This is a genomic window from Bradyrhizobium sp. 155, assembly GCF_023101105.1.
Classification (GTDB): Bacteria; Pseudomonadota; Alphaproteobacteria; order Rhizobiales; family Xanthobacteraceae; genus Bradyrhizobium; species Bradyrhizobium canariense_D.
In genome coordinates, this window is sequence record NZ_CP064704.1 from 2,026,864 (window position 1) to 2,041,199 (window position 14,336).

Genomic DNA, 14,336 nt, shown 5'->3' on the forward strand with positions numbered 1-14,336 from the left:
GCCTTGCCGGCGTCTCTGAAATGGACAGGCCAATGCTAGTGCCGGCGCAGGGCGCAGGTCTTTATCGCGTCCTTACATTTGGCTGAGCTTTCCCTTAAGATGGGCGAGCATCCGGGGGTCTGAGCCGTGCGTAGAGACGCGCTTGCCTTTGGTGAATTCCGCCTCGACCGTGCCAACGCGCTGTTGTGGCGAGGCGGGGAGCGGATCGCGCTGGCGCCGAAGCCGTTCGAGGTTCTTTGCTATCTCGTCGGTCGGCCCGGTGAGCTCGTCACCAAGGAAGAGTTGCTCGACGCGGTCTGGTCCGATCTGCACGTCAGCGAGTCGAGCCTCGCCGTTGCCGTGAACGCGCTACGCTCGGTGCTCGGCGACGACAGGCAGTCCCCCAATTACATCGAGACGGTCACGCGGCGCGGCTATCGTTTCATTGCGCCGGTCGCGACCGCCGACTTGCCTGCGATCGAGCGGGCGCCCGAAGAAGAGACCGCTTCCGTCACGGAGCAGGTCGTCGATCGACGCCGGCACTGGAGAGTCGGGCGCACCGGGGCACTCGACACGCTGGAGAAGGCATTGCAACTCGCTCGCACCGGACAGCGTCAGGTCGTCTTCATCACCGGCGAGGCCGGGATCGGCAAGACCACCCTCTTGCAAATGACGCTCGACAGGATGAACCAGCAGGGACTGGGCGTGCTGCATTGTAGCTGCAACGAGTTGTTCGGCACCCATGAGGCCTTTCTTCCGCTGATCGGAGCGCTGAACGAGTGCTGCCGTCGCACCGATGGAGCATCGCTGCTGACGTCCATCCGCGAGCACGCGCCGACCTGGCTCGCGCAGATGCCCGGTTTCCTCGGCGAAGCAGAGCGGGCCACATTCCAGCATGAGGTCTTTGGCGCAACGCGGGAGCGCATGCTGCGCGAATTTTCCGATCTCATGGAACATCTCGCTGTCACGCGACCATGGGTGATCATCCTGGAAGATCTGCATTGGAGCGACTTTGCCACCGTGGATGTGCTCTCCCGGCTGGCGCGGCGGGATCGGAGGGCTTCTATCCTCGTGCTCGCCACCTACCGGCCGATGGAAGTCGCCGTCGGCGGACATCCTATCCGTGCCGTTCATCAGGACTTGCGGATTCACGGACACGCCACCGAGCTCGCGCTCGATCGACTGACCGGCACCGACGTCGAACGCTATCTGTCCCTGCGCTTCAACTCGGCCGATTTTGCCAGAGAGCTGGTCGAGCGCATCTTCGCGCGAACCGGCGGGCATCCTCTGTTCGTGTCGTCTCTGCTCGATCATCTCGTGGCGCAGGGTGCACTGGTCGAGCACGAATTGGGCTGGCGGCTGGTCAGCGAAGACGCGGCCTCGCATGACAGCATGCCGCGCGATCTGGAAGGAATGATCAAGCAGCAGATCGATCACCTCACCGAAGACGAGCGCTGCCTGCTCGAGGTCGCCAGTGCGGCGGGAGCGGAGTTTTCCGCGCTCCATATCGCCGGTGCGCTGGACCGTCCCGTGCTGGATGTCGAGCAGATGTGCGAGGACCTGGCACGGACCGATCGCATTATCGTCGGGGCCGGCATGACCGAGTGGCCGAACGGAAGCGTCTCCGGTCGCTATGCGTTCCAGCACGCGCTTTACCAGGAGATCCTCTACCAGCGGCTCGCACCAGCGCGCTGCGCGAAAACCCATGCGCTGCTTGGGGCGGGGCTCGAGCAGGGCTATGGGCCGCAGGCTGCGGAGATCGCCGCCGTTGTCGCGCGCCATTTCGAACTGGGCCGTGATTTCCCGAAAGCGATGCATTATCTGGGCGCGGCGGCCGAGGGCTCGGCGCGAAGGTTCAGCACGCGCGAGGCCGCCAATTACCTGTCCCGCGCCTTGGAGCTGGTGCCGCATCTGCCGCCGGAATTTCGGGTGACGACACGTCTGAAGTTGCTGCTTCAGCGCGCCTGGGCCTGGCGGGCCAGTGGAGATTTCCTGAATTCCCTGCAGGATCTCAGCGCTATCGTGGCGCACGCGGCGGAGAACGGGCACGTGCGCGAAGAGGTGAACGCGCTGGTCGATCTCAGCAGATTCTGTCTTTACGTCGATCGGCGCCAGAGCCTGCCTGTTGCGGAACAGGCCCTTATCAAAAGCAGGGCGATCGACGACGCCGCATTCAGCGCTCTGGTCCAGGGCAACGTTGCCAATCTGAAGCTGATGCTCCGCGGCTGGGATCGTGAGAATGCGGACCTTGCCGAGCGTGCGTCAGCACTGATCACCGGAGAGCAGGATCTGAGCATGCGGCTGCGACGCTGCTCGATGGAAATGGTGCTGGAGTTTCTGCGCGCGAATTATCCGGCCTGCTGCGATGCGACGACCAGGGGAAAGGAGCTCGCCCGCCTGGTCGGTGACGTCTATCTGTTCGTGCTTTATGAATCGGTCGAGGCGTTTGCCCAGATTTATCTCGGCGAATGGGGCCAGGCGCAACGAAACCTCGTCTCCGCGTTGGCTATCTCGGAGCGGAATGCAAATCCGCAGGCCGTCGCGCTGTGTCATCTCGCGATCGGATGGCTGTACTCCGAGGCGGAGGAATATGGCAGCGCGTCACGGCGTGCGGAGGATGCGCTCGGCCCGATGATCGAGGCCAATCCGTTCACCTTCTTCGTTGGCAGGAATCTGCTGGCGCGAGCTTATGTCAGGATGGGCGACCTGGCTCGGGCGCGGCAGCATCTCGATGCGATGGAGCGGCGAATGGAGGTCGACCGGGTGCCGATGGAGTCGCTGGTCATCCCCCATTATCTGCTGACTTGCTGCGACTATTGGATCGCGATCGGCGATCTGGACCGTGCCCAGGGCTCGGCCAGCCAGTTTCACGAGGTGACGAGCGCGGCACCTGACCGGCCGTTTCTCGCGCTGTGCTACGAGGCCATGGCGAGAATTGCGATGCTGAAGCACGATGCGCAACTCGCCGGCGGGCATCTGTCGGCGGCCATGTCGATCCTCCGCCATGCCAGGTTGCCGCATGCCACCTGGCGGGTTTACCGCACGACCGCGGGGCTCTATGAGAGCCTCGGACAAGCGCAAAGGGCTGCCAAGTGGCGGGACCGCTCCTGCCAGGTGATCGCATCGCTGGCAGAGACGCTTGATCCCAATGATCCGCTGCGCTCGGCATCCTTTTTCGACGCAGGCCGGGACACCGGGCCCGATATTGCGGGACGCTGATCGGCTCAATCCGGCAGGTCCGCGATCTCTCGCGGTTCGCCGGGCCGTTGCTTGACCTTGAATTGATTCTGCTGCTGCCGCAGCGTGCGGGAGGCACGGTAGGCATCCCTGCGCAATCGCATGATCGAGCCGAGCGGCTGATGCGCGGCGAGACATCGCCATGGATCGAACGAAAGCACCTCGTCGGAATAGACGCGACGCGCGGGGCTGTCGGCGGTCTGGCGCGGAAGCGTGATCTTGCCGAGTGCTTGCGGCGGCGCGACGTCTTCAGGCCAGTCGATCGAGGCATCTTCGATCGGTGTTCGCTCGAGGTCGGTGCAGAGCTGGGCGAATAATTCGTACTCGGCCGCATTATCCTTGAAGAAGGCAACGACGCTGTTCAGCACGGCATCATCGGCATCGTGGCAGGGTCGGCCGGTGAGTTGGCGAACCGACGCCGACATCGGCATCAGGCGAAGCCTTGCGATATAATCGCCAAACCGCAATGCACCCTCGGTGTGAAAGGTCTCTCCGAGGATGTTGCTGCCGGCATCACCGAGCGCTTTCAAGACGATCGGGATCGGAATGCCTGTTCTGTCCGATGCGGCGACCAGGGCGCGCGCCAAAAAGCCTATGGGTCCGTACGCCAGATCAGGCAGGAACAGGGTGTGCTCGACCTTGTGCTGTGCGCGCATATAGGCCATCGCATCCGCGAAATAGCTGGGGTGATTGACGAGCAGGAGATCCTGGTTCGTCGAATCGTCGTCGCCGAGCGCCTTAGCCCCCGTCACACCCAAAACCTTGATGGCAAACCCTCGCGGCGAACGTACACGATCGCTCCTGTTGAATGCGGTGGAGAGGCGGACGATGATCGGGAAGTGGCCAGCCTGCTTGAACAGGCCTTGGCGCAGATGATCCGGCAAATTGTCGTAGACGATCAGCTCGCCCCGGAGATAGCCGGCGCCCTTGGCGTGCTGCTGCCGGGTCCCATGCTTGTTTTTGCGAAAAGTGCGATCACTCGTTCGCGAAATCGAAGCAACGATCTCCTCGACCGCCGCCGCTTCCTCCGGCAGGATGTGTTCGACGGACGGATCGTAACGAAGATACTGATCGGCTGACATGGCGCTGATCTCCAGCCCGAAGGTCGCCTTCCCATTGCAAGCGTCGACGGCCGCAGGGCGGATCACTGTAAGCCCGTCCAGTCGGGATCGGCAACCCGAGAGCGAGTTGTGATTGCCTGGACAAGCCGCGGGATGAGGCATCCTGTTACCGACGCGATCACACGGTCGATGCTAGGCCAGCGGCGTCTCGTAAGTCCTTATGGGTTCCTTATGTTGTCCTGATTTTTTCCTTAAGGCCGGGCCGGCGAGCGGGGGTCCTGGCTGGCGTCTAAAGCGACAGCCACACGATCAGGCTCATGCAGGCCAAATGCGCGAGTAAGATCGCGGCGAGATGCAGCGGGCCAGCGTTGAGACGGAGCCCGCGCATCCCGCCGCCTCCGCCTAGTTCGATCCCGCGGCCGCAGCGGTGAAGCTGCGGTCGACGGCTTTGCTGACGTCGAGCTTCTTCGGCAGGATGCCGTAGCGCGTCGAGCGGTCGGAGGCTTCCTGCACCTCCTTCACGACGTTCTCGTCGATCGGAATCGGGCTGGTGCGCTGCGCGGTGTAGGCCGAGAGCAGCACATCCTCCGGCAGCTTGGTCAACTCGGCCGTGCTCTTGGCGTACTCGCCGAGATGATCCAGCGACCACAGCCGCCCCTTGTTCAGCCGCTGCACGAGGTCCTGCACCGCTGCGCGCTTGGTGGCGATGGCGTTGTCGGAAGCGACGATGAAGGTGATGGTCGGCGTCAGGCCCTCGCCATTGGCGATGACGCGGGCCTTGTCCTTGAGCGTCGCGAACGAGACGTAGGGCTCCCACACCGCCCAGGCGTCGATCGAGCCCGCAACCAGCGCGATCTTGGCGTCGACCGGGCCGAGCGGCGCGAAGGTCGCGTCCTCCAGCCTGATCTGCGCCTTCTCCAGCGTGGCGTCGATCAGAAACTGGCCCCAGCCGCTGCGCGTGCCGGCGAGGCGTTTTCCCTTGAGGTCGGCGGCCGATTTGATCGGGGAATCCTGGCGCACGAGGATGGCTTGTGTCTTGGCATCCGACCTTGTGCCGCCGATCGCCTTGATCGGCGCGCCGGCCGCGTAGACGGAAAGGAACGAAAGGTCGCCGGTATAGCCGACGTCGAGCGCGCCGGCGTTGAGCGCCTCCAGGATTGGAGCTGCCGCGGGGAATTCCGACCACTCGATCTTGTAAGGCAGATCCTTCGCGTAGCCCGAGATCTCGAGCAGCGAACGATTGCCGCCCTTCTGGTCGCCGACCCGCAGCACGACGGCATCGGCTGCGAACGACGCCGCGGCCGTCGACAGGGTGATGGCGGCGGCAAGCAGCGATGCAGCGAGCCGGCGCGCGATGGAATGATCGAGGGAGTTGATGCTCATGTGGCCTGTCTTGTTGCTTTGCCCACGACGCGTGAGCGAACGATGCATCGAGACGATCAAGTCTATGGCCGCATGATGCGCGGTCAATGAAATGGCTAACCGTATTGCGCGCGCGATCGGCAAGGACGTTTCAGCGAGGCGCCGATTTCGAGAACGTGCGGTATGCGCCACTGATGCTGCGCAAAAATGAAGCAGGAGAGGGAGTAGCCCCGTGCTCCGTCAATCGATCCATCGGCGGAAATCCTTTCGTCGTCCTCGCACGCACCGGTGGAGAGAATGACTTCGCTTCGTGCCACATTCGAAATTCCATTTCATTGACGATACGGCGAACGCGCCGCATGATTTGCGCATCGCATCAAGGCACCGAGCAGGCGCCGGCGAAAAGATTTTCTCTCGACGCAGGTCCGCACGGAACAGGCGCAACGCAAGCTGTTGTGCCGATGGCGGAGCCGTGCCAGCGCAGGAGTGGAGACGGATGAACGACGACGACAAGCGCGACGGATCGAGGCTCGACCGGCGCCATTTGCTCCAGGCGGGATTAGCTGCGGCATTCGCTGCGCCGCTCGGTGCCTTCGGTGCGGCACAGGCCTTTGCGCCGCGGACAATCGCGCCCGGCGTCGATCTCTCGGAGTTTCCGCTGTGCCGGACTGCGTCGGATGTGCCCGCGCTCACCGGCGCGCCGCGCAAGCTCAAGCTATCCTGGAACGCGGGCGCGGTCTGTCTCGCCCCGGTGCCGGTCGCCATCGAGCACGGCTTGTTCCAGAAGCATAATCTCGACATCGAGCTCATCAATTATTCCGGTTCGACCGACCAGCTGCTCGAGGCCATCGCAACCGGCAAGAGCGATGCCGGTCTCGGCATGGCGCTGCGCTGGCTAAAGCCGCTGGAGCAGGGCTTTGACGTCAAGATTGCCGCCGGCACCCACGGTGGCTGCATGCGGGTCCTGACCCGCGCCGATTCCAGCGTGAGCAAGCTTGCCGATCTCAAGGGCAAGATCGTCGCGGTCGGTGATCTCGGCGGCCCAGACAAGAATTTCTTCTCCATTCAGCTCGCCAAGCTCGGTATCGATCCGAACAAGGATGTCGACTGGCGCGCCTATCCCGGCAACCTTCTCAACGTCGCCGTCGAGAAGGGCGAGGTGCAGGCATTCCTGTCGTCCGACCCGCTGGGTTATCTCTGGCTCAAGGACAGCCAGTACAAGGAGGTCGCCTCCAATCTCGATGGCGAGTATCGCGACAAGAGCTGCTGCATCCTCGGCCTGCGCGGCAGCCTGGTGCGCGAGGAGCCGCTGGTCGCGCGCGCCCTGACGCAGGCGCTGCTTGATGCCGCGATGTTCACCGCGCAAAATCCGTCTGTGACGGCGAAATCGTTCCAGCCTTACGCGCCGAAGACGGCGTCGCTCACGGATATCGAGGGCATGGTGCGCTACCACACTCATCACCATCACCCCGTCGGCGAAGTGCTAAAGCGCGAGCTCAAGGCCTATGCCGACGATCTCAAGAGCGTGCAGGTGTTCAAGCAGAGCACCGATACGGCCAGATTCGCGGAGCGCATCTATGTCGACGTATTCGCTGTCTGACGGCCTTGCCTCCGGCGCGCCGCGCCTCTCGCGCGCACCCTGGCTGACGAGCTGGGTCCGGGACTCCGGTGCCGGCATTCTCGCCAGCGTGGCGTGGATTGCCTTCGGCCTGTCCTGCCTGTGGTGGGAGGACGTCGGCGACTGGTCGCGGACCCATTCGCTCGGCATTGCCGCGTTTGTCATCGCAGCGATCGCGTTGTTCGGGACGGTCGGCGCCGATTACCTCGGTTCGACGGGCCGGGCCTTGCGCCAGCGCGCGCCGTGGCTCGTCGTGCTCGGCGTTGTCCTGACCCTGTGGGAAGTCGCGACGGCAAAATTCGCCTGGCTACCGTTGCCGTTCTTTCCGCCGCCGCAATCGATCATCGAGGTCTACACCGACGATCTGCCAAAACTGCTCGACAGCGTGTTCGCCTCGGTCAAGCTCCAGCTCGGCGGCTATCTGATCGGCGCGACGGTCGGCTTCCTGACCGGCGTCTCGATCGGCTGGTCGCGCGCGGTCGGCTATTGGGTGCATCCGGTGCTGCGCTTCATCGGCCCGTTGCCGGCGACCGCCTGGCTGCCGATCGCCTTCTTCACCTTTCCGTCGAGCTGGAGCGCATCGAGCTTTCTGATCGCGCTGGCAACCGGCTTCCCGGTCACCGTGCTGACTTGGTCGGGTGTCGCGAGCGTGAGCAACGCATATTACGACGTCGCGCGGACGCTCGGGGCGAAGCCTTCCTTCCTGGTGCTGAAGGTCGCGATCCCCGCGGCCTTGCCGCACGTTTTCGTGGGCCTGTTCATGGGGCTCGGCTCGTCCTTTGCCGTGCTCGTCGTCGCCGAGATGATCGGCGTCAAGGCAGGACTCGGCTGGTACCTGCAATGGGCGCAGGGCTGGGCCGCCTATGCCAACATGTATGCGGCGCTGATCGTGATGTCGTTGCTCTGCTCCGGCGCGATCACGCTGCTGTTTGCGATCCGCGATCGCCTGCTGGTTTGGCAAAAGGGGACAGTGAAATGGTAGCCGCAACCGCACTGGCTGACTTCGACGCTCACCCGGCGGCCGGTGCCGCGCTCGACATCGAGCAGGTCAGCCACGCCTTCGACATCGACGGCGCCGAGCTGCCGGTGCTCAGCGACGTCAGCATCTCCGTCGAGCCGGGCGAGTTCGTTGCGCTGCTCGGCCCCTCCGGCTGCGGCAAGTCCACGCTGCTGCGCCTCGTCGCAGGCCTCGACAAGCCCCGGTCCGGAACGCTGCGCGAGGACGAGGCGCGCATCACGCGACCGCACCCGTCGCGCGTCGTCGTGTTCCAGGATCCCACCTTGTTTCCTTGGCGCACGGTCTGGGACAACGTCGCGCTCGGGTTGGAGGCGCAGGGCATCTTGAAGAGCCAGCGTCATCGCGTCGATGCCGCGCTCGATCTCGTCGGGCTATCGTCCTTCCGCAATGCCTATCCGCACCAGCTCTCGGGCGGCATGGCGCAGCGCGTCGCGCTGGCCCGCGCACTGGTCAATGATCCCAAAATCCTCATCCTCGACGAACCGCTCGGTAAGCTCGACTCGCTGACCCGCATCACCATGCAGGCCGAGCTGGTCTCACTGTGGCAGCGCAAGGGTTTTACCACGCTGCTGGTGACGCATGACGCCGAGGAGGCGCTGGTGCTCGCCAACCGCGTCATCGTGTTCAGCGACCGCCCGGCGCGTGTGAAGGCAGACATCCGTGTCGACCGGTCCTATCCGCGCCATCGCGGCGATCCGTATCTGGTGGATTTGCGCCGCCAGATCCTTGGCCTGCTCGGATTGGACGCCACATGGTGACTTCGATCGCCAAGGGCCGCGCGGCGCATCACGAGCCCGACTACATCGCACGTGCCGAGGCGCTGGCCGAGGCTTTCGCCGCCCGCGCGGCCGAGCACGATCGCACCGGCAGCTTCCCGTTCGAGAACTTTCGCGAGCTTTCCGAAGCAGGCCTGCTGTCGCTGACGGTGCCTGCCGCCCATGGCGGGGCCGGAGCTGGCGCACGATACGCCGCCCGCGTCCTCGGCATCATCGGCAAGGCCGATCCGTCGACAGCGCTGGTGCTGTCGATGCACTACATCAACCATCTGGTGATGGCACGGAGCCCGACCTGGCCGGCGCGGCTGTCGCGCAAGCTCGCGCGCGAGAGCGTCGAAGGCCTTGCGCTCGTCAATGCGCTCCGCGTCGAGCCCGAACTGGGCTCGCCTGCGCGCGGCGGCCTGCCCGCGACCATTGCACGTCGGACCGAGACCGGCTGGCGGCTCTCGGGGCACAAGATCTATTCGACGGGATCGCCGATCCTGAAATGGTATCTGGTCTGGGCGCGGACGGACGAAGCCGAGCCGCGCGTTGGACAGTTCCTGGTGCCGGCGGGCCTGCCAGGCACGCGCATCGTCGAGACATGGGATCATCACGGCCTGCGGGCCAGCGGCAGCCACGACGTCATCTTCGAGGACGTCGTGATACCCCTCGATGCCGAGATCGATGTGCGCGAGCCGGCGGACTGGCGCGCACCTGATGTGGCGCAGGCGACGGTCCACACGATCTTTGTCGCCGCGATCTATGACGGCGTTGCGCGGGCTGCACGCGACTGGCTGGTCGGGTTCCTGAAGCAGCGGGTCCCTGCCAGCCTGGGCGCGCCGCTTGCGACCTTGCCGCGGGCGCAGGAGATCCTTGGCGCGATCGAGGCGCGGCTCATCGTCAATGCACGGCTGATCGCATCCTTTGCCGGTGATTTCGATGACGGTGTCGCGCTTTCCGCGGCCGAGTCCAACGTCATCAAGCTGGCCGTCACCAATAACGCCGTCGCCGCGGTCGAGAATGCCTTGTCGCTGACCGGCAATCACGGCCTGTCCCGCGCCAATCCGCTGGAGCGGCACTATCGCGACGTCCTGTGCGGTCGCGTGCACACGCCGCAGGACGATTCCACGCGCACCGGCCTCGGCCGTGCCGCATTGGGCCTCTAGCCTGCCGCCAAACATTCAGGGAGAACATCATGTCGGTCGAGTTCATCGGCTTTATCGCCAACAGCAATGCTTCCGAGACCATCGTACGCCAGGGCCCGGTGCTCGATGCCGCCTATATCGAGACGGTGGCGAAGGCGCATGAGCTCGCGGGTTTCGATCGTGCGCTGCTGGCGTTCCATTCAACCACGCCCGATGCGCTCCAGGTCGCACAGCATGTGCTGACCATCACCAAATCGTTGAAAGTGATGATCGCGCAGCGACCGGGCTTTACCGCGCCGACGCTGCTCGCGCGGCAGCTTGCGACGCTTGACCAACTCTATGGAGGCCGCGTCTCGCTCCACGTCATCACCGGCGGCAATGCAGCCGAGCTTAGGCAGGACGGCAATACGCTCGACGACAAGGACGAGCGTTACGCCCGCACCAGCGAGTTTCTCGACGTGGTGAAGCTGGAATGGACCAGCGAGAAGCCGTTCAACTACAGCGGAAAGTACTACAACGTCGAGAACGGTTTTTCGCAGGTGAAGCCGCTGCAGAAGGCCGGCATCTACACCTTCGTCGGTGGTGGCTCTGACGCTGCGATCGACGTCGCGGGCAAGCATGCCGACACCTTTGCGCTGTGGGGTGAATCCTATGCGCAGGTGCGCGACGTCACCTCGCGGGTTCACAATGCGGCCGTCAGGCAGGGCCGTCGGACGCCGCGCTTCAGCCTCTCGGTGCGGCCGATCATCGCTCCGACCGAGAAGCAGGCCTGGGAAAAGGCGGACGAGATTCTTGCGCGCGCCACCGCGCTCCAGGACAAGACCGGCTATCGCAAGCCCGCCGACGGCCATGCCACCGCTGGCGCGCGGCGTCTGCTCTCGCTCGCCGACCAGGGCAGCCGCATCGACAAGCGGCTGTGGACCGAGATCGCAAAGCTCACCGGCGCCAACAGCAACACCACCGCGCTGGTCGGCACGCCCGAGCAGGTCGCCGAGGTCTTCGGCGACTATTGCGACCTCGGCGTCAGCCATTTCCTGATCCGCGGCTTCGATCCGCTTCCCGATGCCATCGAGTATGGCCGTGAGCTGATCCCGCTGACGCGCGAGCTGATCGCCAAGCGCCAGCCTGTTCGCGGCGAGGCGGCGGAATGATCCGTCTCATGCTGGCCGACGCGATAATGTTCGGCTGGTCGCGGACGAGCAGAGCGAAATCGACCTCTACCTTCACTGGGGTCTGATCAAGCAGAAGCTCGAGGCGGCCGAGATCGCTACTGCGCAGAGCCGGGACCCATGCCGCACAGATGCTCCCGGTGAGATAGGCCCCGGCTCAGCAGCGTACCACTGCGTGATGCGCTGCGTCCGGGGCACGAGATCTCAAAAGGCTCTCAAGCATCCGTGAAGCGGGCAGGGCGCATTCCAACCCGGCCGGATTTCGCGATGCGTTTGTTCTGCGTTTCATGCCAGCGACAGCACTCGCATTGCTATTTGCACCAACTCCCTTGCAGTACGCCCGGTGTCTTCAAAAATCATCCAGACGACCACATCGGGAGACCGGCCATGGGCCTACAAGAAACAAAAATCGAATCGCTTCCCTTCGTCACCGCTGAACTCAATTACCTCGCGCCGGTTTCGGGCAAGCCGCGCACTTACGCCTTCGATCCACCGCCTGGCGAGCCCAAAAGCACGTCATTGCCGGAGCCGCATCAGGTACCGATCTTCGATGCCCGGCTGATCGCACAAAACATCTCGCTCGACCGCGAAGGCTTTGCGCTGGTGCGGCATCCACATCAGGTGAAGGACTTCTCTAATGAGGAGGAAATCAAGGCGGTCTACTATCCCGCCGTCGAGGCCTTCCTGCGCGCAACGCTGAAAGCCGACCGCGTCGTCATCTTCGACCATACCGTGCGCAGGCGCGTTGAGGGTGCCGCGGACATCCGCGACGGTGGCCCGCGTCAGCCGGCAACGCGCGTCCACGTGGATCAGACCGCCGTCTCAGGCGCCAACCGCGTGCGCGAGCATCTGCCCGACGAGGCCGAAGAGTTGCTGAAGGGCCGCGTCCAGGTGATCAATCTGTGGCGGCCGATCCGCGGTCCTTTGCGAGATTCGCCGCTGGCGATGGCCGACGGCACGACGGTTGCGCCCGACGATCTCGTCGCCTCGGATCTGATCTATCCCAACCGTCGCGGCGAAATCTATTCGGTGAAATACAATCCGAACCATCGCTGGTTCTATTTCCCCGAGATGACGGCGGACGAAGCACTGCTGCTCAAGTGCTACGATTCCGCAACCGATGGCCGCACCCGCTTCGGGCCGCACGCCGCGTTCGTCGATCCGACCACGCCGGCCGATGCCGCGCCGCGCGAGAGCATCGAGGTTCGGACGCTCGTATTCCACAAACAGTAACAGAACTGTGATGGCACTGCCGGGCGCGGCCCGGCAGTGGCTCAGGAACCCACGGGAACCGACAAACGTTTGCGCCCGGGCAGGCCAACCCGGAGGGGTGCCGTGCGAGCGCAGACCACGTTATTTTCTTGCCTTGCTACGTTTTCGCTTTCTGCAGTTTCCTTTGCCCAGGCCGAAAGCGGGCTTGCCTCCTATTACAGCTACGGAAAAGCCGGGAAAGGTGAGCTGACCTGCGCGCACCGGACGCGTCCGTTCGGAAGCGTGCTGAGGGTGTCCTACGGCAGCCGCTCGATTCAGTGCCGCGTCAACGATCGCGGCCCCTTCATCCGCGGCCGCATCGTCGATCTCTCGGTGCCGGCTGCCAAGGCGCTGGGCATGATGAGCGCCGGCGTGGTGCGGGTCTCGGTGGAATAGACCTGCCAGCACGCTATAGTGCCGCCCAAAGCGGGGGGCGCTATGGCCAGGATCAGGGTGGGACTCGTCGGCTGCGGCTTCGTGTCGGAGCTGCATATGTATGCGTTCCGGCGCGTCTACGGGGTGGATGTCGAGGTCGCGGCGGTCGCTGCGCGCGGCGACCATGTCGTCGAATTCGCCGGCCGCCACCAGATCCAACGGGTCTATCGCAGCTTCGCCGAGCTGATCGCAGACCGCGAGCTCGATGTCATCGACATCTGCACGCCGCCCAATCTTCATGCGGGGATGATCGTCGCCGCCATGCAGGCCGGCAAGCATGTGATCTGCGAAAAGCCGTTCGCCGGCTATTTCGGCCGCGACGGCGACCGGCAGCCGATCGGCAGGCATGTGGCGAAGGCGCTGATGTATGAGCGCGTGCTGGAAGAGATGGACGCCACGCGTGCCGCGATCGAGCGCACCGGAAAGCTCTTCATGTATGCCGAGGACTGGATCTACGCGCCGGCCGTGACCAAGACCGCGGAGATTCTGAGAGCGACCAAGGACAAAATCCTGTTCATGAAGGGCGAGGAGAGCCATTCCGGATCGCATGCGGCCCATGCCGCGCAATGGGCGATGACCGGGGGCGGCTCGCTGATCCGGATGGGCTGCCATCCGCTCTCGGCGGTGCTGTATCTCAAGCAGGTCGAGGCCAAGGCGCGCGGTGAAACCATCCGCGTCGCCAGCGTCAGCGGCGATGTCGGCAATGTCACGGCCATCCTCAAGCCGGAGGAGCGCACCTACATCAAGGCCAATCCTGTCGACGTCGAGGATTGGGGCACGCTGACCGCGACGTTTTCGGACGGCACCAAGGCCACCGTGTTCTCCGGCGACATGATCATGGGCGGCGTGCGCAATCTGATCGAGACCTACACGTCAGGCGGCTCGCTGTTCGCCAACATCACGCCGAATGATCATCTGATGAGCTACCAGACCTCCGAGGAGAAACTCGCCTCCGTCTACATCACCGAGAAGGTCGACCGCAAAACCGGCTGGCAATATGTCTGCCTCGAAGAGGAGTGGACGCGCGGCTATCTCCAGGAGATCCAGGACTTCATGGAATGCGCCGCGACGGGACGGCAGCCGCTGTCGGACCTCGCGCTGGCGTACGAGACAATCAAGGTGAACTACGCGGGATACTGGGCGGCGGAGGAGGGACGAAGGGTGATGATGTAGGGCGTGATGAACTCACTGAGCTAGCCGCAGGCACGGTGCCAATCCTTCTCCCCTTGCGGGAGAAGGTGGCATAGGCGGCCTTCGGCCGCCGTTCTCAAGAACGCCGAAGCGTAGCTTCGGCTATAGCGCC

The 14,336-nt window shown here is 64.2% G+C and carries 11 protein-coding genes; 9 read left to right on the top strand and 2 right to left on the bottom strand.

Annotation, left to right across the window (positions count from 1 at the left end):
• The first annotated feature begins 126 nt into the window (after positions 1 to 126).
• Positions 127 to 3,198 (top strand): ATP-binding protein, encoded by a 3,072-nt coding sequence (locus IVA93_RS09850; protein ID WP_247294805.1) that lies wholly within the window; start codon positions 127 to 129, stop codon positions 3,196 to 3,198.
• Positions 3,199 to 3,203: 5 nt separating this feature from the next.
• Here the strand turns inward: IVA93_RS09850 and IVA93_RS09855 are convergent, their stop codons facing one another.
• Both IVA93_RS09855 and IVA93_RS09860 read right to left on the bottom strand, forming a co-directional pair.
• Positions 3,204 to 4,298, bottom strand: a complete 1,095-nt coding sequence (locus IVA93_RS09855) for a catalase family protein (RefSeq protein WP_026233377.1) — start codon at positions 4,296 to 4,298, stop codon at positions 3,204 to 3,206.
• Positions 4,299 to 4,679: 381 nt separating this feature from the next.
• Positions 4,680 to 5,660: an ABC transporter substrate-binding protein gene (locus IVA93_RS09860; protein ID WP_247542086.1), complete on the bottom strand. Its 981-nt coding sequence runs from the start codon at positions 5,658 to 5,660 to the stop codon at positions 4,680 to 4,682.
• 475 nt (positions 5,661 to 6,135) lie between these two features.
• Between IVA93_RS09860 and IVA93_RS09865 the strand changes: the two genes are divergently transcribed.
• The 8 genes from IVA93_RS09865 to IVA93_RS09900 all read left to right on the top strand — a co-directional run bounded on the left by IVA93_RS09865 (position 6,136) and on the right by IVA93_RS09900 (position 14,206).
• Positions 6,136 to 7,239: an ABC transporter substrate-binding protein gene (locus IVA93_RS09865; protein WP_085360713.1), complete on the top strand. Its 1,104-nt coding sequence runs from the start codon at positions 6,136 to 6,138 to the stop codon at positions 7,237 to 7,239.
• Positions 7,217 to 8,239, top strand: coding sequence for an ABC transporter permease (locus IVA93_RS09870; RefSeq protein WP_247294801.1), 1,023 nt, complete (start codon positions 7,217 to 7,219; stop codon positions 8,237 to 8,239). Before IVA93_RS09865 ends, IVA93_RS09870 begins: the two co-directional genes overlap by 23 nt.
• Positions 8,233 to 9,033, top strand: a complete 801-nt coding sequence (locus tag IVA93_RS09875) for an ABC transporter ATP-binding protein (protein ID WP_018457482.1) — start codon at positions 8,233 to 8,235, stop codon at positions 9,031 to 9,033. Before IVA93_RS09870 ends, IVA93_RS09875 begins: the two co-directional genes overlap by 7 nt.
• Complete coding sequence (locus IVA93_RS09880; RefSeq protein ID WP_018457483.1) at positions 9,027 to 10,199, top strand: acyl-CoA dehydrogenase family protein; 1,173 nt, start codon at positions 9,027 to 9,029, stop codon at positions 10,197 to 10,199. Before IVA93_RS09875 ends, IVA93_RS09880 begins: the two co-directional genes overlap by 7 nt.
• Before the next feature lie 29 nt (positions 10,200 to 10,228).
• Positions 10,229 to 11,329 (top strand): LLM class flavin-dependent oxidoreductase, encoded by a 1,101-nt coding sequence (locus IVA93_RS09885; RefSeq protein WP_018457484.1) that lies wholly within the window; start codon positions 10,229 to 10,231, stop codon positions 11,327 to 11,329.
• A gap of 405 nt (positions 11,330 to 11,734) precedes the next feature.
• Positions 11,735 to 12,580, top strand: a complete 846-nt coding sequence (locus tag IVA93_RS09890) for a CmcJ/NvfI family oxidoreductase (protein WP_247294798.1) — start codon at positions 11,735 to 11,737, stop codon at positions 12,578 to 12,580.
• Positions 12,581 to 12,682: 102 nt separating this feature from the next.
• Positions 12,683 to 12,994 (top strand): septal ring lytic transglycosylase RlpA family protein, encoded by a 312-nt coding sequence (locus tag IVA93_RS09895; protein ID WP_026233379.1) that lies wholly within the window; start codon positions 12,683 to 12,685, stop codon positions 12,992 to 12,994.
• A gap of 42 nt (positions 12,995 to 13,036) precedes the next feature.
• A complete protein-coding gene (locus IVA93_RS09900; protein WP_026233380.1) occupies positions 13,037 to 14,206 on the top strand; it encodes a Gfo/Idh/MocA family protein in 1,170 nt (389 codons plus the stop codon).
• Positions 14,207 to 14,336 lie beyond the last annotated feature (130 nt).